The following is an 18,508-nucleotide window of genomic DNA, read 5'->3' as shown; positions in this document are numbered from 1 at the left end:
GCGGCTGGCTGAGAGATGTCATGATGAGATTGTTCAAGCGCTCCGTCCTGACTGACGAACAGCGCCGTGTTTGGGCCAGAGACGGATTTCTAATACTGCGCGAATTTTTCGATCATCGGACCGTAGACGCAGTCAATTCGGAAGTGGCGGGCCTACTCCGAAACAGGGAGGCCTATCCCGATGTCAGCATCGACGTTTTGAGCGGCGCGAACGCCGGCAGGCGCATGAAGATCACGGACGTGCCGGAGGAATCATTTTCCGGTCCGATCAAGATCAACGATCTATTCTTGAACTCCGATATCGTTCGCGCCTGCACCCTGGACGAACGGCTTTCCACCATCCTCGGCGCGCTGCTGGATGGCGACCCGATGGTCTGCAATTCGCTGAACTTCATCTACGGCAGCACGCAGGGGGCACACTACGACAGTTGGTTCATGGCCCCTCCGGTCAAAGACAAGATGGTCGCCGTCTCGATATGCTTGGATGAAAATTCCGATGATAACGGGCCGGTGTTCCTCTATCCTGGCTCGCACACGATACCGCCCTACGTCTTCCCGCACGGCAAGATCGCCAAGCTGGATGCCGATCTCGGCCCCGCCCTGCGCTATGCGGAAGAAACGTCGCGCGCTATCGAGCCCGTCACGTTCTACGGGCAGCCCGGCGACGTGTTGATATGGCACGGGCAAGTTCTCCACGGCGGATCGCCGATCAAGAACCCTTCCCGCACCCGGCGCAGCCTGGTTACGCATTACTGGCGGGCGAAAGATTATACGTCGTCGTTGCGAACGAAGATCACGAAGAACGGCTATGTGATGAAGCGGGCGCATCAAGAAGCCGCTCATTGAGAGTCGGGACTTCGGATCACGGGGCACCGATTGAACTTCGATCGCGAACACGCGCCACCGGAATGGGCTCCAAAGCTCACCCCGAACCGCGTCCGAACAGGCTGCCGCAAGCTGGCCGCGGAGCTGACGCCCCAGGCGGCCGCGCTTCAAGCGCCGGAAAATGGCGGTGGAGCGCCGGCCGATCCGAAGTGGCTTCGGCGGCGGGGGGCTGAGAACGAACGTCCAACTGCCTTTAACATTGTCGTGTCACGAGAACGGTCTCTAAGATCTGCATAACCGGAGAACCACGACTTTGCCCCGCCTGCGCGTGCACATCCGTGCACTCTCGAAACCACGGCAGCGCGCAGGCAAGCCGGGCCTGTATCTGGCGGCGATTCTCGTGGCGAGCCCGGTCACGGCGCATGCCGACGACCTCAGCGTCCTGTTCGATCGCGACACCGTCTTCTCGGTCGGCGGATTCACTGGACTCGGCCCGCGCTTCCAGGGCAGCCGGGAGGCCGGGCTCTGGGGATTGCCCTACCTGTCGTTCCGCAAAGCCGACGAGCCGCGCGACTGGTGGTCTCCGGATGACGGCCTCGATGCGACGCTCCTGGGCGGTGGCCCGGTCCAGGTCGGCGCCGTTCTGGACTTCCGGGAAGGCCGCTCCCGCACCGACGACCATCGCCTCGCCGGCCTGCCACGCTTGCCGGCGACCGTCGGGCTCGGCCTGTTCGGGGAGGTCTGGCCGATCCCCGATACGCTCAGGTTGCGCGCCGAAATCACACAGGGCGTCCGCGCCCATGACGGGATCGTCGCCAAGCTCGGGGCCGATCTGGTCGGCCGTTTCGGCCGGTTCACGCTCAGCGCGGGACCGCGCTTCGTCGTCGGCGATGCCGCCGCCATGCATCTCGATTTCGACGTCCCGGTCGCCGCCGCCCTCGTGAATCCCGTCCTCGCCCCCTACCGGGCTTCCGCCGGAGCGCGCTCGGCCGGGGCGACGGCAACCGTGAGCTACGATTGGTCCGAAGCGTGGCAGGGGCTCGGCTATGTCCGCTACGACCGGTTGATCGCCTCGGCCGCGAACAGCCCGATCGTCCGGCGTATCGGCACCGCGAATGAACTCACGGTTGCAGTCGGCGCGATCTATTCATTCCGCATGACGCCCTGAACTCAGAATAAGACCAATCAAGCACAGCTTGCGCCGGCACGAAGATCACGCGTTCGTGATGACTGTTGCGAGTCTGGCACACTCAGGCAAAGTTTGCGTTTTACGCTGTCGCCGCAGGATTGTTTCCGAAGTTTTGCGCTACTCACTCTCCCGATCGAGCGGAGAGGACCGTTGGCACGCATTCTTCTGACGGGCGCGACCGGACTGATCGGCGGCGCTGTGCTTCATCAAGCACTCAGCCGCGACGATGATGCGAGCTGGGTTTGCCTCGTGCGGTGCACGAGCGTGGAGCAGGGGCGCCAGCGCGTCGCCGCGCGTCTGGAGCGTTTCACCGACGCGTTCACGGCCCAGCGCCTGGCGCGCAAGATCGAGATCGTGCCCGGCGATTTCACCCGCGCCGACCTCGACATGGATCCCCGGCTCGACGCCTGCACCCACGTTCTCCACCTCGCGGCCGACACGTCCTGGTGGGGCGGCGAGCGCGTGTTCCGGACCAACCATGACGGCACCCTGGCGCTCGCACGCCGCGCCCAGGCCATGCCGGGATTGCAGCGGTTCCTGCATGTCGGCACCGCCATGATCTGCGGTGCCGACGCACCGAGCCTCGTGGAGGAATACGCCTATCCCGCCGCCGATGCCCGGCACATCGTCGGCTACACGGAGTCGAAGGCGGCGACGGAGACTTCGCTGGCCGAGCAGTTCCCCGACCTGCCGATCGTCGTGGGACGTCCGTCGATCGTCGTCGGTCACGCGACGCTCGGCGCCGCGCCGAGCTCAAGCATCCTGTGGGTCCTGCGAGCCGCCGATGCCCTGCGCATGCTGCCCTGCAGCCTGGAGAGCTGCGTCGACATCGTTCCGGCCGACTGGGTCGCGGAGACCCTCATCGGCCTCCTGACGAAGCGCGATCTCAAGCACGCCCTCTATCATCTCTCCGCGGGCAAAGCCGGCCGGACGCGTTGGGCCGATGTGATCGCCGCCTTCGAGGCTGCGGAACCGAGCGACGGCATACGCGCATTCCAGCCCTTCGATCTCGACCGCGACTGCGCCCAGTTGCGCAAGCGCTTCGCGGCCGTTTTCGGCCTGGACGATGCGACGAAGCGGGCGATGCTGCGCGCCACCCGCGCCTATTACGCCTTCTGCGCGCTCGACCTCACCTTCGCCAACGACCGGCTGGTCGAGGAGGGGTTTGAGCAGGCTCCGTCGCTCGTTTCGTATCTGCCGGTGTGCCTGGCGAACTCGGCCGAGATCGAGGAGCAGTTCGTCGACGACATGGAGATGTTCGCGCCGAGTCCCGGAGCGGATGCATCGCATCCGGACCAGCCCCTGGCGGCGATCGCGTGACGCCGGTTGCGGCCCGCGCCGCGGTGAACGCGGCCGACATCCGGGCCGTTCTGGCCTGAAGGCCCGACCGGCTGGAGCGCTCGCCGCCGAAGTGCAGACCGGTTCGGCGGCGGCGAGCGAATCGAATCAAGGATCGAGAGCCGGCTCGTTACGACCGGCCCCTCGGCCGAGGTCGCGGACATCCGCCATCCTGACGGTCGGCGCCAGCGGCGCCTGCACGGCCTCGTGATGAGCGGACACCGCGCGGCACGATCGGACGCAGGTTTTGCGTTCGCCAGCGGGCCTCAACCCTGATGCCACGCGCCCGGCAGGTCCAGGGAAGCCCCGCCTCGCAGCAGGGCCGCCTGGTCTGCGCAGCGGAACACGGCCGCGCTCATCAGTATTCACGACAATATTCAAGCGCGGCTCGACGGATTGAGCCGGGGATGCAAAAATATTCGTCCGGCCGAATCGGCTGCATCCGGCTTCGCGTGTCCCTGGCGCGAAGCTGCACAGGAGGGGACGCCAGAATGAGCAGCGCGAATCCAGAGATGCCGGCCCCGGCTCCGGTAAAGGGCGGGCTCGTGGCCTACCTGACGGTGGACGGCGCCCTGAAGGCGGCCGAGTTCTACGTCCGTGCCTTCGGGGCCGAGATCGTCACCGCCATGCCGGCCGACGATCAGGGGCGGACCATGCACGTGCACGTCCATGTGAACGGGTCGTCGCTGATGCTGAGCGACGCCTTTCCAGAGCACGGCCATCCGCTGCAGGCGCCGCAGGGCTTCACCCTGATGCTGATGGTCGAGGGCATCGACGCGCGCTACGCCCAGGCGGTCGCGGCGGGCGCGACCGCCCTGATGGAGCCGGCCGAGATGTTCTGGGGCGACCGCTACGGCCAGCTGCGCGATCCGTTCGGAATCGTCTGGGCGATGAACCAACCGACACGCTGACCGTCCCCGCGGCCTCCGCAATCCCGGATGCAGGGTTTGACCATGACCGATCCGAACGGACGTGAACTCGTCCTCACTCGCAGCATCGCCGCGTCCCCGACCGCGCTCTACCGGGCCTGGACCGAACCGGACTTGCTGAGGCGTTGGTTCGCGCCGAGCCCCTTCGTGGTCACGGAGGCCGAGACCGACCTCCGGCCCGGGGGCGCCACCCGGATCGTGATGCGCGGCCCCGACGGCACGGAATTCCCAAGCGCGGGGATCTATCTCGAACTGGTCGAGAACGCCCGCATCGTGTTCACGGACGCGTATGTGCGGGCCTGGGAGCCCTCAACAAAGCCGTTCTTCACCGGCATCATCACCTTCGAGCCCGAGGGCGACGCCACCCGCTACACCGCCCGCGCCCTGCACTGGTCGGCCGACGATTGCACGGCGCACGAGGCCATGGGCTTCCACGACGGCTGGGGCCGCTGCGCCGATCAGCTCGCGGCGCTTGCCGCCGGCTTGTAGCCCCGATCCCAGCCGCACGGAGGGACCGTCATGTCGAAGGTCAGCACCTGCCTGTGGTTCGCCCGCGACGCCGAGGCGGCGGCGCGCTTCTACGTCTCACTGGTGCCCGGCTCCAGCCTCGGGGAGATCCTGCGGGCACCGGGTCCCTGGCCCGGGGGCGAGCCCGGTGACGTGATCCTGATCACCTTCACCCTCGGAGGCCAGAGCTTCCAGGCCCTGAACGGCGGCGCGCCGGCCGAGTACGGCACCGCCGCCTCGATCGCCGTCGCCTGCGTCGACCAAGCCGAGATCGACCGCCTCTGGCACGCCCTGATCGCAGAGGGCGGGACGGAGATCATGTGCGGCTGGCTGCGCGACCGCTGGGGCGTGCCCTGGCAGATTTTTCCCGAGATCCTACCGCGCCTGCTCACTGACGCCGATCCCGCCGTGGCGGCCCGGGTGTTCACGGCCATGCAGACTATGGTCAAGCTCGACGTCGCGGCGCTCGAAGCCGCCGCCTACACCGCATCGTAGCGCGTCCGTTGGGTGCGCGAATCACGGCTGGTGACAGTGACCCGGCCGGCCTCCTCCAGCGCGGCGACAGCACGGAGCACCAGGGCGTGCTCCACCGCGAAGGTGCGGGCGAAGGCGCGGCTGTCGCCGGGCAGGCCGAGAGCGAGGGCCGCCAGCAGCCCCGCTTCCAGCGGATCCATCCCGGGATGCGTGGCGGTGATGCGGTCGAGGGCGGCGACGAACGCCGCCTCGTCGAGCGGGCGATCCATCGGCTGGCTCATAGGGTGTCCGGGTCGGCGCCCCGCTGCCTGACCGTCATGGCGAGCGAAGCGAAGCAACCCAGCATGGCGCCACCTTCTTCAGATGGCGCGATGCCCTCGGTCACTTCGCTCCGCGCGTGATGACGATGAACCGGCCGGAGCGTTCGACCGGAAGCCCTGTCATGCCGCCGCACGGGCTTCCAGGGTGACGAGCACCGATTTCGAGGTCGGCGTGTCGCTCCTCTCGCCGAAGGTCGAGAGCGGCACCAGCACGTTCAGCTCGGGATAGTAGCCGGCCACCGCGCCCCGGGGCATGTCGAACGGCACGAGCCGGAAATCCTCGGCCCGCCGGGTCACGCCGTCGGCGTGGAGCCCGACGATGTCGACGCGCTCGCCCAGCCGGCCGCGGATCTCGGCGAGGTCGTCCGGATGCGCGAACAAGACCTTCCGCTCGCCGTAGACGCCGCGATAGCGATCATCGAGGCCGTAGATCGTGGTGTTGTACTGGTCGTGGCTGCGGAAGGTCTGCAGCACGAACGTGTTCTGCGACTTCTTCGCGACCTGATGCTCGGTCTCGGCCGGCAGGGCGTCGGCGGAAAAGTTGGCGCGGCCGGTGGCGGTCTCGAACACCCGCTCGGCGGCGAGGTTGCGCAGCATGAAGCCGCGGGGCTTGCGCACCCGGGTGTTGTACTCGGAGAAGCCCGGGATCGTTGCGGCGATCGCCTCGCGGATCCGGTCGTAATCGGCCGAGAGCCCGGCCCAGTCGATCGCGGCCGAGCCGACGGTGGCCTGGGCGATGCCGGCGATGATCGCGATCTCGGAGCGCAGCTCCTTCGAGGCCGGCTTGTTGATGCCCCCCGAGCCGTGGACCATGCTCATCGAATCCTCGACGGTCACGATCTGGGTCTTGCCCGCCGCGTTCCGGTCGATCTCGGTGCGCCCCATGCAGGGCAACAGGTAGCCGATCGCGCCCGGCACCAGATGGGCGTGGTTGAGCTTGGTCGCGATGTGGACCGTCAGGCGGCAGGAGGCCAGCGCCTGCGCCACCACCGGGGTATCCGGGGTCGCCCTCAGGAAGTTGCCGCCGAGGCCGATGAACGCCTTCGACGTGCCGTCGCGCATCGCCCGGATCGCCGCCAGGACGTTGTGGCCGTGCTTGCGCGGCATGGCGAGGCCGAAATGCCGCTCCAGCGATTCGAGGAAGGCCACGGACGGGCGCTCGTTGATCCCGACCGTGCGGTCGCCCTGCACGTTGGAATGGCCGCGCACCGGGCACAGGCCGGCGCCGGGCCGGCCGATATGGCCGCGCAGGAACAGCAGATTGGCGATCTCCCGCACGGTCGCCACCGAGTGGCGGTGCTGGGTCACGCCCATCGCCCAGGTGGCGATCACCCGCTCGGCGCCGAGATAGACGTCCGCCATGGCGGAGATGTCGTCGTAGGTCAGGCCTGACTGGTCGAGGATCGCCTCCCAGCTCGTGGCGTCCACAGCCGCGCGATAGGCGTCGAGCCCGGCGGTGTGATGCTCCAGGAAAGCCCGGTCGAGGAGCGAGGGCCGGCCGGAAGCGAGTGCCTCGGCGTCGCGGGCAAACACGATCTTGGCGATGCCCCGGAAGGCCGCCATGTCGCCGCCGGAGCGGGGCTGGAGGTAGTGGCTGGCGATGGCGCCACTGGCACCGCGCAGCATCTCGACGGTGTTCTGCGGGTCGGCGAAGCGCTCGAGCCCGCGCTCGCGCACGGGGTTCAGAACCACGACCTTGGCGCCGCGCTCGGCCGCCCGGCGCAGGTCGCCGAGCATGCGCGGATGGTTGGTGCCGGGATTCTGGCCGACGCAGAAGATCGCGTCCGCCTTCTCGAAATCCTCCAGCAGGACCGTGCCCTTGCCGATGCCGATGGCGTCGATCAGCGCGACGCCGCTGGCCTCGTGGCACATGTTCGAGCAGTCGGGGAAGTTGTTGGTCCCGTAGGCGCGGGCGAACAGCTGGTAGAGATAGGCGGCCTCGTTCGAGGCGCGGCCGGAGGTGTAGAACTCGGCCTGGTCGGGATGGTCGAGGCCGCGGAGCGTCGCGCCGATCTCGGCGAAGGCCTCGTCCCAGCTCACCGGCAGGTAGCGGTCGCTCGCCGCATCGTAGCGCATCGGGTGGGTGAGGCGGCCCTCGCCCTCCAGGGCGTAGTCGCTCCACGTCCGCAGCTCGGTGAGCGTGTGGCGGGCGAAGAAGGACGGCGGCGTGCGCTTGTCGGTGGCCTCCCAGGAGACCGCCTTCACGCCGTTCTCGCAGAACTCGAAGGACGAGCCGTGCTCCGGGTCGCCCCAGGCGCAGCCCGGGCAATCGAACCCGTCCGGCTGGTTGGCCTTCAGCAGGGCGCGCGCCCCCGACAGCGGCGCGCGCGAGCCGAGCAGGTGCTTGCCGCAACTCTTCAGAGCACCCCAGCCGCCGGCGGCGGATGAGCGCTTCGGAGCCCCGTCAGGCTGGGCCATGGAGTGTCCTGGATGTTCTCTGAAAGCGAGATCGGCTCGCCAATTCGCAACCGCGAGATAAGCGGCTTGACGGGCCCCTCACAATGGAGGGCGCGTGCAGGCCCCTCATGCGCGGGGCACAGGCTAAGTCACAGCTTGCGAAAGTCTTTCTAAATTGGCGGGTGGAACGCTCGGTTGCGCTCGGACTGGGTCGCCGAAAGCTCGATTCCGATCCGTCATTGCGAGCGCAGCGAAGCAACCTAGGGATACGCTACGTTCGGCGCTCGCGCGCCGCAATGGGTTGCTTCGCTGCGCTCGCAAGGACGATGAGCGGGTGGGAAGAGCCCGAACGAACGGCCCTCACGCCGCGTGGGCCAGTTCCTCCGCGTCGCGGCCGACGACCTGATGGAGGACGGCGACGCCGTCCGCCGCCATGCTCTTCAGCAGGCCGGCCTTGATGCGATCCACCAGACCCGGCCCGTCATAGACCAGCGCCGAATAGAGCTGGATCAGGCTCGCCCCGGCCAGAATCTTCGTCCAGGCGGCCTCGGCGGAATCGACGCCGCCGACGCCGACCAGCGGCAGCTTGTCGCCGACCCGGAGCCGGGTCTGCGCCAGCATCCGGGTCGCCGGGCCGAACAGCGGCCGGCCGGAGAGGCCGCCGGTCTCCCGGGCGAGGCTCTTTTCCCGAAGGTTTTGGGGCCGCGCCACCGTGGTGTTCGAGACCACCAAAGCCTGGACGCCGCGCTTCAGCGCCGTGGCGCAGATCGCGTCCAGGGCGTCGAGGGCCAGGTCGGGGGCGATCTTCAGGAACACCGCCGCGCGGGCGCCAGCCGCGTCGCGGGCCTCGACCGTGCGGGCGAGCAGCTCGTCCAAGAAGGCCTCGCCCTGGAGGTCGCGCAGGCCCGGCGTGTTGGGTGAGGAGACGTTGACGGTGACGAAATCGACCAGCGGGGCAAGGGTCCGGGTGCAGGCGACGTAATCGGCCAGCCGGTCGGTGGACTCCTTGTTGGCCCCGATATTGACTCCGACGATGCCCGGACGGCCGGCCCGGGCCCGGAGCCGCCCGGCCACCACGTCCAACCCCTCGCTGTTGAGGCCGTAGCGGTTGATCACGGCCCGGTCGGCGGCGAGGCGGAACGCCCGGGGTTGCGGATTGCCCGGCTGGGGCCGCGGCACCACGCCGCCGACCTCCACGAAGCCGAAGCCGAGGCTGAGCATCGCGTCCGGCACACGGGCGCCCTTGTCGAAGCCGGCCGCCAGGCCGACCGGATTGGGAAACCGCCGCCCAAGAAGGTCCACGGCGAGCCGCGGGTCGTCGGCCGTCGGCTTCCCCACCGGCAGCAGGGCCAGGGCGCGCAGGGTCAGGTCGTGGGCGCGCTCGGCATCGAGCCGGTGCAGCAGCGGGCGGACCAGCGGGAAGGCGGCGGCGATCATGGGCGCGGGATCCCCGCGGGCAGGACATGCTGCCCATCCTGGCCCAGGGGCATCTCCTCGACCGACACCACCGCCGCGAGGGGCAGGTCGCCGTAGAGATGCGGGAACAGGGCACCGCCGCGCGAGGGCTCGTAGACCAGGGCCGCGCCCAGCCTCTCGGCCTCGACGGCGATCAGCAGCAGGTCGCCCTGGCCGGCGAAGTGGCGGGATGCCGTCTCGGCGGTCTGCTCGGCGGTGGAGAAGTGGATGAAGCCGTCGGCCTGATCGACGGGCGCGCCGGTGAATCGGCCCGCCGCCTCGGCCTCGCGCCAGAGGGCACGCGGACAGATCTTGTAGATGAGCGGCATCGTCATTCCCCGGGGGTCGGCGCGTCCATAGCCCATCGCCCCCGGGACCGGAACCAGGGCGGAGGGCAGCATTGGGCGACCGGGACGGGACCGATAGACTATGCCGGCGGAGGGGGTCGTGAAGGGGTCTATCCCACCCCAGCCCTCATCCTGAGGTGGCGTAGCGAAGCGGAGCCCTCGAAGGAGGCCTCCAGGGATCGCTTTGCTGTCTGGAGGGCTCCTTCGAGGCCCCGCGATCTTTGATCGCCGGGCACCTCAGGATGAGGGGGGTTGGGTTGGATGGGCGTCGATCAGAGTGACGCCCGAGAGACGGCGTTGACCACCGGCAACACCCGGAAACCAGATCGATTCCAAGGGCGATTGCATTCTGCAGGTTGTAGTTCTACTTTCCTACGACTAGGCTGAGCGTCATAGAACCGCGTCCGAAACCGCTGCTTCGGACGGGCGCGTGACGGTTTTCAGTATTCCGCACCTCTCCGGCGGGTTCGGTCCGCATCCTCCGGGGAGACTGCTTCCGTGCCCCCGAGGCAGCCGGGTGCCGGCTGGCGAGACGGGGGCGCCGGCCCGACGAGGTTGAGCCGCCGAGCCCGACATGCTGTCTCACGAGCAGATCTGGAACGCCATCGACCGCCTGGCGGAGCGCCACGGCTATTCCGCCTCCGGGCTCGCCCGGCGCGCCGGCCTCGACGCCACGAGCTTCAACCGCTCCAAACGGATCGGCGCCGACGGGCGCAAGCGCTGGCCCTCCACGGAATCCGTCTCGAAGGTCCTGGCCGCCACCGGCGCCAGCCTGGACGAGTTTCTGCGGCTGATCGAGGCCAGGGAGATACCCGCCCGCACTATGGTGCCCCTGATCGGCCTGACCCAGGCCGGGGCCGGGCGCCTCTTCACCGACGAGGGCATGCCCACCGGCGGCGCCGGCTGGGAGGAGATCGAGTTCCCGGATCTCGGCGAGGAGCGCGCCTTCGCGCTGGAGATCCAGGGCGATTCCATGCAGCCGTTGTTCCGCGACGGCGACGTGCTGATCGTCTCGCCCACCGCCAGCGTCCGCAAGGGCGACCGCGTCGTGGTGCGCCTCCATGGCGGCGAGGTCCTCGCCAAGGAGTTGAAGCGCCGCACCGCCCGGACCGTGGAGCTGGTCTCGCTCAACCCGGAGCACGAGGACCGTGTCCTTAACATCGGCGAGGTCGCCTGGATGGCCCGGGTGATGTGGGTCCGCCAGTAGGCCGCGTCCCGCCGAGAACACACCCGCCGCACTTGGCCCCGCCGCACTTGGCCCGGCCGCGGTTCGTCGCTATCGCGGGCCTCGTCGCGGGTTTCCCGCACCCGCTCAGCTCGGACGCAGCATGACGCAGCCCGGGACGGATCACGGCGCGGAAGGTGAGGGGCCGCTCAAGGGCCAAGCCCGCGCGCTCCTCGACGCGCTGCCCACGCCGACGTTTCTCGTCGATGCCCGCGGTCGGATTCGCTACGCCAACCCGGCCTTCGAGCGCCTCACCGGGCATCCGGCCCGGGCGCTGGCCGAGCGCGGCCTCGACCTGATCCTGGCGACCCGCGGGTCAGTGCCCGATTTTTCAGGCGACGCGCCGCAGGAATTCCTAGCTTTGCGCTCCGATGGGACCAGCTTCTGGGCGAACCTCACCGCGGGGCGGCTGCCCGATGGCGACGAAACAATCTGCCAGATCCTCGACGTGACCGCGCGGCGCGAGGCCGAAGGCGCGCTGGCGCTGTCGCGGCAGCGCGAGGCCCTGGGGCTTTTGACCAACAGCGTCGCCCACGAGTTCAACAACTTCCTCCAGATCCTGATCGGCTACATCGACGGCCTGAAGCGCCGGCTGGGCGATAGGCCCGAGCCGTTCATCCAGCGGGCGCTCGTGCGGTCAGCCGACGCCACCGAGCGGGCCGCGATCCTGACCCGCCAGCTCCTGGCCTATTCCCGCCGAATCGCCCCGGACGTGCGGCCGGTGGACCTCGACGCCATCGTAGCGGATCTGGCTCAGCGCCTCGCCCCGGACCTGCCGGCCGGGATCCGCCTCACGGTCAACACCACGCCCGGCCTGCCGCGGGCGATCAGCAACCCGACCCAGATCGAGTTCGCCCTGCGGCATCTGGTCGCCAATGCCGGCGAGGCCATGCCGAGCGGCGGCACCCTCACGCTCTCGACCTTCCGGGTCGATCCGAACGACCGGGCCATGTACCAGCCCGGGCCGGGCACGGTCGGGATCACGGTGAGCGATACCGGGACGGGCATGTCGCCCGAGATGCTGGCCCGGGCGCTGGCGCCGTTCCAGACCAGCCGCGAGGCCGGACGGGGCGCGGGCCTCGCCATCGTCCACGGCCTGATGAAGCGCCAAAACGGCACGATCACCCTGGACAGCCGGGCCGGGGAGGGCACCGAGGTGCGCCTAGCCTTCCCGGCCGCGCCGGACCGAACGCTGCACTGAGGCAACGGCCGGCGACAAACGTCATCACGACGTCGAGAGGCGCGGACTAAAACCCGCGCTGAGCCGTCACCATATGATCGTCGGCGATCTCCGCCATTCGGTTCTCGTCCTCAGAGGCGCGTACATGCTCACCCAATTCTCGCGCCGTCGGCGCACGGCCGCCTTCCTGGCGCTGGCCGCTGCCCTGACCGTCGCGGCCCCCGTCGCAGAAGCCCGTCCGGGCGGCGGCGGATCCTTCGGTTCGCGCGGCTCGCGGACTTACACCGCCCCCTCGGCCACGCCGACGGCGCCGGGCGGCGGCATGACCATGCAGCGGTCCCAGACCGCGCCGTCTCCCGGCATGTCCAATCCCGGGATGCAGGCGCCGGCCGCGCCGGGGCGTCGCTTCGGCGGCGGCTTCTTCGCGGGCCTGCTCGGCGCCGGCCTGCTCGGCGCCCTTCTCGGCGGCGGCTTCTTCGGCGGCCTCGGCGGCCTCGCCTCCATGATCGGCCTGCTGTTCCAGGTCGGCCTCGTGGTGCTGGTCGTCATGCTGGCGGTGCGGTTCTTCCGCCGCCGCAGCGAGCCGGCCGGCGCCGGTGCGCCCTACGCCCGCTCGACGCTGGACGGCGGCTCGAACCCAGGTGGCCCGATGGGCGGCCCGAACCCGACAGCCGGTTCCTTCGGCGGCGCCCGCCCGGTGCAGACCCGCAAGGTCGAGATCAGCCCGGCCGATTACCAGGCGTTCGAACGCCTGCTCGGCGACATCCAGGACGCCTATTCCCGCGAGGATCGCGTGACTTTGGGCAACCTGACGACGCCCGAGATGGCCGGCTACTTCGACGAGGAGCTGCGCAACAACGCCGCTCAGGGCGTGGTCAACAAGATCACGGACGTGCAGCTGCTGCAGGGCGACCTCGCGGAAGCTTGGGGCGAGGACCGCACCGACTACGCCACCGTGGCGATGCGCTACGCCCTCAAGGACGTCATGGTCGACCGCGCCAGCGGCCGGATCGTGAAGACCGAGCCGGCCCCGGAGGCGACGGAGCTCTGGACCTTCCAGCGCCAGCCCGGCCGCGGCTGGGTGCTCTCGGCAATCCAGCAGACCCGCTAGTTTCGGGCCTTGGCGTCCCGGCCGCTTAGGCCGGGGCGCAGTTTTCGAGCCGGCGCCGCTTCCGCGGCGCCGGTTTTTTTATATTTTTTTGGCCACGCGCCGGATCGGGCGTTCCGGCAGCCGTAGGATCAAACCCGTCATTCCGGGGCGCCGCAGGCGAGCCCGGACCCGAAGGGGCCGCCGGAGGCGGCAATCCAGAGCCGCCAGGGGTGCAAAGTCTTGCTCCACCTGCGTTTCTGGGTTCCTGGCTCCGCTTCGCGGCCCCGGAATGACGGGGTGGAGGTCGAAACCGAAGCGCGATCTCGGAACGCTCGGCCGACTGTTTTACCGTCCGCGCGCCGCGTCCCACAGGTTGGCGAGGGTGACGAACCCGGCCACCGGCACCTCCTCGGCCCGGGCCGTCTCCAGAATCTTGGCCGCCGCCAGCAGCGCGCCGGGCTCGGGGGTCAGCGCCTTCAGGCTCTGGCGGAGCATCTTGCGGCGCTGGCCGAACGCCGCCCGGGTGACGGCTTCGAGGGCGCCCGCCCGGCAGGGCAGGGGCTGCGCCCGCGGCACCAGCCTCACGACGCTGGACGTGACCTTCGGCGGCGGCACGAAGGCCGAGGGGCTCACATCGAACAGGATGTCGGCTTCCGTGCGCCAGCCGCACAGCACGCCGAGCCGGCCGTAATCGGCCCGGGTCTCCGGCCCGGCGACAATGCGCTCGGCGACCTCGCGCTGGAACATCAGCACCGCCTGGTCCCACCAGGGCGGCCAGGCCTCGCCGTCGAGCCAGCCGGTCAGGAGCGCCGTACCGACATTGTAGGGCAGGTTCGCCACGATCCGGGCGGGGCCAGTGCCGATCAGCGGCCGCGGATCGAAGGCCAACGCGTCGGCATCCACCACCTCGAGCCGGCCGGGATAATGCGCGGCGATCTCGGCCAGAGCCGGCAAGGCCCGGGGATCGCGCTCGATCGCCACGACCCGGGACGCGCCCTCGGCCAGCAGCGCCCGGGTCAGGCCGCCGGGGCCCGGCCCGACCTCGACCACGGTGACACCGTCGAGCGGCCCTGCCGCACGGGCGATCCGCCCCGTCAGATTCAGATCGTACAAAAAATTCTGGCCGAGGGCCTTCTTGGGCTCCAGCCCGTGCCGGGCGACGACCTCGCGCAACGGCGGCAGACCGTCTCCGTCGCTCACAGCTCGTCCTCGGCGTCGAAATGCTGGGCGCCCGATGCGCGTGGCCGCCCGGCATAGATGCTGAACGGGATGATGTCGGCGCCGGCAGGCCCCTGACCGGTGCGCGCCGCCTCGGTGTCGGCGAGCCGCCGGGCCAGCTGCAGGGCGGCGATCAGGCTGTCGGGCCGGGCGGCACCGGTTCCGGCGATGTCGAAGGCGGTGCCGTGGTCGGGCGAGGTCCGCACGAAGGGCAGCCCGAGGGTGACGTTGACGCCGTCGTCGAACGCGATGGTCTTGATCGGGATCAGCGCCTGGTCGTGAGTCGGCGCCAAAGCGACATCGTAAGTCGCCCGGGCCCGGGCGTGGAACAGGGTGTCGGCCGGGAGCGGGCCGCGGATGTCGATGCCGGCGGCCCGCAGCCGTGCCACCGCGGGGGCGAGCACGTCGCGGTCCTCGTGACCGATCGTCCCGGCCTCGCCGGCATGCGGGTTAAGGCCGGCCAGAACCAGGCGCGGCTCCGGCAGGCCGAACCGGTCGCGCAGGTCCCGGGCGACGATCCGGGCGGTTTCCTCCACGAGCTCCTGGGTGAGCAGGCCCGGCACGTCCTTCAGCGGCACGTGGATCGTCACCGGCACCACGGCGAGATCGTCGCTCCAGATCATCATCACCGGGCGCGGCGGCGTGCGGCCCGGCGGGACCGAGAGGGTGGCCAGGAACTCGGTATGGCCGGGATGGGCGAAGCCCGCCCGGGTCAGCACGAACTTGGCGATCGGGCTGGTCACCACCGCGCTGGCGCGCTTGGCCGCCACGAAGGCGACGGCGGCGGTGATGGACTCGATGACCGCCCCCGCATTGGCGGAATCCGGCGCGCCGGGCTCGGCGGAGATTTTGGCGCCACTCGGCAGCGGCACGACGGGCAGCGCCCGGGGAAACACCTCGGCGGCGGTCTCGGGGTCGACCTCGGCCACCGGGACGAGCCGGTGGAGGCGGTTCGCCAGGCGCTCGATGAAATCCGGATCGGCGACCAGGAAGAACGGCGGCAGCGGATTCGCGCCGCCGCGTCCAAGCCAGGCGCTGAGTGCCAGCTCCGGGCCGATCCCGGCTGGGTCTCCAAGGGTGAGGGCGAGAGGCGGCATTTTGGGTCTATAGCGCCGGCGGGGCCGGGGCGCATCTTTTTGGCGGGGGTGACGGCGCGTCACGCTTGGCCGGCGAGGTTTGCGGTCTAGGCACTTCTCCCTCCCCCCTCTGCGGGGGAGGGTGGGCCGGCCGTCAGGCCGGGTCGGGAGAGGGGAGCGGCGGTGCAGGATCGGGCTTCGCCCGTCATGCCAGTCGCTCGCTTTCCTGAACCCGGGCTCCCCTCTCCCGACCCCTGCTAACGCAGGGGCCACCCTCCCCCGCAGAGGGGGGAGGGACGGCGTGCGTTAAGTCGGGGCCGGATCCCCCAAAAACTACCGCACCGTGGCGATGCCGTCCGCGGTGGTGGCGGTGCCGACGTTCTGGCGGAGATCCGCCTCGCCCAGGGTCTTCAGCTCGAGGCGGAGCAGCACGGTCTGGTTGCGCTCGCGGACGCCCGTCGCGGTGGCGATCGGCGAGTTGATGTAGTTGAGCGAGATGGTCGTGCACTCGTCCTGGTAGCCGCCGCCGAAGCTCGCGCCCGAGAGGTAGAACCGGCCCGGGTTCTCGTAGGTCGGGACCGTGCCGATCGGGTTGGACAGGTACGACGACAAGGCGTCCGTGTAGGTGTTGCGCACGTCGAGATAGTGCGTGAGGTCCACCAGCAGCGAGCCCGAGATGAACCAGTTCGGCGTGATGTTGTAGGTGGCGGTGGCGGTCACGCCCTCACGGTAGTGGCTGTAGCCGAGCAGCGGCTGCGCCTCATAGTATGAGTAGAAGGCCGAGACCGTGAGCGGCAGGAACGGCGCGAACCGCGCCGTCGCGCCGGTCTCAAGACGGGAGACGTGGAAATCCGCCTGGTTGAACCGCGCCCGGGTGATGAAGGTGATGTTCTGGTTCGGCGAGACCTGGAACCGCCCGACGAAGTCGGAGCGCTGGGTCTCCAGGCCTGAATCGAGCCCGACATTGGCGATGTCGCCCCGGCGGAACGAGTTCACCCCGGCGAGCTGGATCGACTCGCCGAACATGATGTTGGTGTACCAGCCCGACGGCGTGACCACGGAATATTGGCCACCGAGATTGGTGCGGACGCCGCCCTCGACCCGGTCGTAGCCCGAGAACTTGTCCCACTCGAACAGCGAGGTGTCGTCGAACACCAGGCTCTGGGCATCCTCGTTCGGCAGGCGGCCGATCCGGGTCTCGGACGGGCGCGCGATGATCTGGCCGATCGGCTCCAGGGTGTGGACGCCCAGCGCGCCGAAATTGGCGACGAACGGGTAGCGGTAATCGAGCCCGATCGCCGGCATCACCCGGCCGGCGAAGCCGTCGTCGATCTTGGCGACCTGGGGGGCGAGGTCGTTCTGGTAGCCGGAGAAGCTCGGATTGGTGAAGAACGCGTCGGTGCGCAGATAGGCGAACGGCGTGAACTTCTGGCCCCACTCGTCGATGAAGCTCCGGCGCCAGGACAGCTCGGCTGAGGCGCGCGTGTTGGTGCCGGCGAGCCCGTCGATCGCGCAGAGACCGCGCTGGAAGTAGGTGCAGGTCTGGTAGAGCGGGAAGCTGACGCCGTTCACGCTCGGCGAGAACAGGTAGCTCGAGGTGCGGGGCAGCCCCTGAAACTGGGTGGTCTCACGGGTCAGGCTGGTGATGTTGGCCTGGAACCGAACCTCGCCGCCGATCTCCGACGGACCGTTGACGCGCTTGTCATAGTCAATCACCGGCGCGACCACCGGCTGCTGCTTCTGCCAGTCGAAGCTCGACAGGCCCTTGAAGTAGTAGCCCCGCGCCTCGAACCATGACCGGTCGCCCTGGCCGACCAGGTAGGCGGTCGAGGTCGCCTCGCGGAAATAATCCGTGGTGATGTTCTGGTTGCGGATCCGGTAATTGTCGAGGAACCACTTGTCGGTGACGCCGACGAGGTCCCAGCCGGTCCGCCACCGGTCGTTGATGTAGAACCGCCCCTGCGACTCCACCGAGCCGCGGAAATCGCGCTCGCCGGCGCCGAGCGGGCTGGGCAGGAACGCCGACGGCGTCGTCTGCGAGATGCCCGAGACGCGGATGTTGTAGAAGCCGTTGTCGATCCGCTGGCGGAACTCGGCCTGGCCGAGCACGCCCTGGCGGCTCAGCAGGGTCGGGGTGATGGTCAGGTCGTAGTTCGGCGCGAGATTGATGAAGTACGGCAGCGACACGCCCCGGCCGAGCGCCGTGGTCGAGATGAAGCGCGGCGTCAGGAAGCCGGTCTTGCGCCGCACGGTCGGGTCGGCGGCCTCGAAATACGGCAGGTACGCGACCGGGATCCCGGCGATCTCCAGCGTGGAATCGTCGAAGTAGATCGTGTGGGTCTCGTTGTCGTGAATGATCTTCTTGGCGCGGATCTGCCAGAGCGGCGGCGTCTCCGGATTGTCCTTGCACGGCTCGCAGGCGGTGTAGCTTCCGGCCTCGAAGCTGGTCTGCTCGCCGCTCAGGCGCTCGGCCCGCGGCGCGGAGAAGCGCGTGCGCACCGTTTCGGCGCGCCGCTGCACGGTCTGCTGCCCCCGGAACGCGTCGACGAAACCGGTCTTGAAATCGTCGGTGAGCTCCATGCGCTCGCCGGTCACGACGCCGCCATCGGCCTCGGTGAGCCGGACATTGCCCTGGGCGAAGACCCGGCCGGTGCCGCGGTCGTAGCGCACGCTGTCGGCCTGGAGGGTCCGCGGGCCGTAATGCAGCTCGGCGTTGCCCCGGGCGGTCACCGTGTTGTGATCGTTGTCGTAGATCAGCTCGCCGGCCTCGACGAGCAGCTTGTCGCCCGGCTTGCCGAGCTTCGGAGCCGGGAGCCCCTGCGCATGCGCCGAGACGCCCCCGGCCAGCGGCGCGGCGAGCGCCAGCGCAGCCAGGAGGGCCGTCTTCCGCAGGATGTGGGCGACCTTACGCAACGCGCGACCCAACCCCTGTGACGTGA

16 protein-coding genes are annotated in these 18,508 nt (G+C 69.4%); 9 read left to right on the top strand and 7 right to left on the bottom strand.

All coding sequences use genetic code 11. The features are described 5' to 3' along the window. Window positions 1-20: 20 nt before the first annotated feature. The 6 genes from MKL20_RS16815 to MKL20_RS16790 all read left to right on the top strand — a co-directional run bounded on the left by MKL20_RS16815 (window position 21) and on the right by MKL20_RS16790 (window position 5,282). Window positions 21-845 (top strand): phytanoyl-CoA dioxygenase family protein, encoded by an 825-nt coding sequence (locus MKL20_RS16815; RefSeq protein ID WP_244037620.1) that lies wholly within the window; start codon window positions 21-23, stop codon window positions 843-845. 292 nt (window positions 846-1,137) lie between these two features. Then, a complete protein-coding gene (locus MKL20_RS16810) occupies window positions 1,138-1,992 on the top strand; it encodes a MipA/OmpV family protein (RefSeq protein ID WP_244037619.1) in 855 nt (284 codons plus the stop codon). Between the two features lie 171 nt (window positions 1,993-2,163). Further along, window positions 2,164-3,333 carry an SDR family oxidoreductase gene (locus MKL20_RS16805; protein WP_244037618.1) on the top strand — a complete coding sequence of 390 codons (1,170 nt, stop codon included), beginning with the start codon at window positions 2,164-2,166 and terminating at the stop codon, window positions 3,331-3,333. A gap of 509 nt (window positions 3,334-3,842) precedes the next feature. Continuing rightward, complete coding sequence (locus MKL20_RS16800; RefSeq protein ID WP_244037617.1) at window positions 3,843-4,262, top strand: VOC family protein; 420 nt, start codon at window positions 3,843-3,845, stop codon at window positions 4,260-4,262. Window positions 4,263-4,304: 42 nt separating this feature from the next. Beyond that, a complete protein-coding gene (locus tag MKL20_RS16795; RefSeq protein ID WP_244037616.1) occupies window positions 4,305-4,769 on the top strand; it encodes an SRPBCC family protein in 465 nt (154 codons plus the stop codon). 30 nt (window positions 4,770-4,799) lie between these two features. Then, window positions 4,800-5,282 carry a VOC family protein gene (locus tag MKL20_RS16790; RefSeq protein WP_244037615.1) on the top strand — a complete coding sequence of 161 codons (483 nt, stop codon included), beginning with the start codon at window positions 4,800-4,802 and terminating at the stop codon, window positions 5,280-5,282. Here the strand turns inward: MKL20_RS16790 and MKL20_RS16785 are convergent. From MKL20_RS16785 to MKL20_RS16770, 4 genes are all read right to left on the bottom strand, one after another. Then, complete coding sequence (locus MKL20_RS16785; protein WP_244037614.1) at window positions 5,267-5,530, bottom strand: hypothetical protein; 264 nt, start codon at window positions 5,528-5,530, stop codon at window positions 5,267-5,269. The genes MKL20_RS16790 and MKL20_RS16785 overlap by 16 nt on opposite strands. Window positions 5,531-5,701: 171 nt before the next feature. Next, window positions 5,702-7,999: an FdhF/YdeP family oxidoreductase gene (locus tag MKL20_RS16780; RefSeq protein ID WP_244037613.1), complete on the bottom strand. Its 2,298-nt coding sequence runs from the start codon at window positions 7,997-7,999 to the stop codon at window positions 5,702-5,704. Window positions 8,000-8,338: 339 nt separating this feature from the next. Continuing rightward, complete coding sequence (locus MKL20_RS16775; RefSeq protein ID WP_244037612.1) at window positions 8,339-9,415, bottom strand: quinone-dependent dihydroorotate dehydrogenase; 1,077 nt, start codon at window positions 9,413-9,415, stop codon at window positions 8,339-8,341. Then, complete coding sequence (locus MKL20_RS16770) at window positions 9,412-9,762, bottom strand: DUF952 domain-containing protein (RefSeq protein WP_244037679.1); 351 nt, start codon at window positions 9,760-9,762, stop codon at window positions 9,412-9,414. Before MKL20_RS16770 ends, MKL20_RS16775 begins: the two co-directional genes overlap by 4 nt. Before the next feature lie 592 nt (window positions 9,763-10,354). Here MKL20_RS16770 and MKL20_RS16765 point away from each other — a divergent pair. From MKL20_RS16765 to MKL20_RS16755, 3 genes are all read left to right on the top strand, one after another. Beyond that, window positions 10,355-10,987, top strand: a complete 633-nt coding sequence (locus tag MKL20_RS16765; protein WP_007567824.1) for a helix-turn-helix transcriptional regulator — start codon at window positions 10,355-10,357, stop codon at window positions 10,985-10,987. Window positions 10,988-11,108: 121 nt separating this feature from the next. Next, window positions 11,109-12,206, top strand: coding sequence for a two-component system sensor histidine kinase NtrB (locus MKL20_RS16760; RefSeq protein ID WP_244037611.1), 1,098 nt, complete (start codon window positions 11,109-11,111; stop codon window positions 12,204-12,206). A 124-nt stretch (window positions 12,207-12,330) separates the two neighbouring features. Then, on the top strand, window positions 12,331-13,296 hold the full coding sequence (locus MKL20_RS16755) for a Tim44 domain-containing protein (RefSeq protein WP_244037610.1): 966 nt from the start codon (window positions 12,331-12,333) through the stop codon (window positions 13,294-13,296). Between the two features lie 324 nt (window positions 13,297-13,620). Here MKL20_RS16755 and rsmA read toward each other — a convergent pair whose 3' ends face one another. From rsmA to MKL20_RS16740, 3 genes are all read right to left on the bottom strand, one after another. Then, window positions 13,621-14,475, bottom strand: a complete 855-nt coding sequence (gene rsmA / locus MKL20_RS16750; RefSeq protein ID WP_244037609.1) for a 16S rRNA (adenine(1518)-N(6)/adenine(1519)-N(6))-dimethyltransferase RsmA — start codon at window positions 14,473-14,475, stop codon at window positions 13,621-13,623. Further along, entirely contained in the window at window positions 14,472-15,590 is a 1,119-nt protein-coding gene (gene pdxA, locus MKL20_RS16745; protein WP_244037608.1) for a 4-hydroxythreonine-4-phosphate dehydrogenase PdxA, read from the bottom strand. Before pdxA ends, rsmA begins: the two co-directional genes overlap by 4 nt. Window positions 15,591-15,902: 312 nt before the next feature. Further along, window positions 15,903-18,482, bottom strand: coding sequence for an LPS-assembly protein LptD (locus MKL20_RS16740; RefSeq protein WP_244037607.1), 2,580 nt, complete (start codon window positions 18,480-18,482; stop codon window positions 15,903-15,905). Window positions 18,483-18,508 lie beyond the last annotated feature (26 nt).

Origin of the sequence: Methylobacterium sp. E-066 (genome assembly GCF_022829635.1) — a bacterium.
GTDB lineage: Bacteria > Pseudomonadota > Alphaproteobacteria > Rhizobiales > Beijerinckiaceae > Methylobacterium.
Note: the sequence above shows the minus strand (reverse complement) of the source record. Positions and strands in the feature narration are given on the sequence as shown.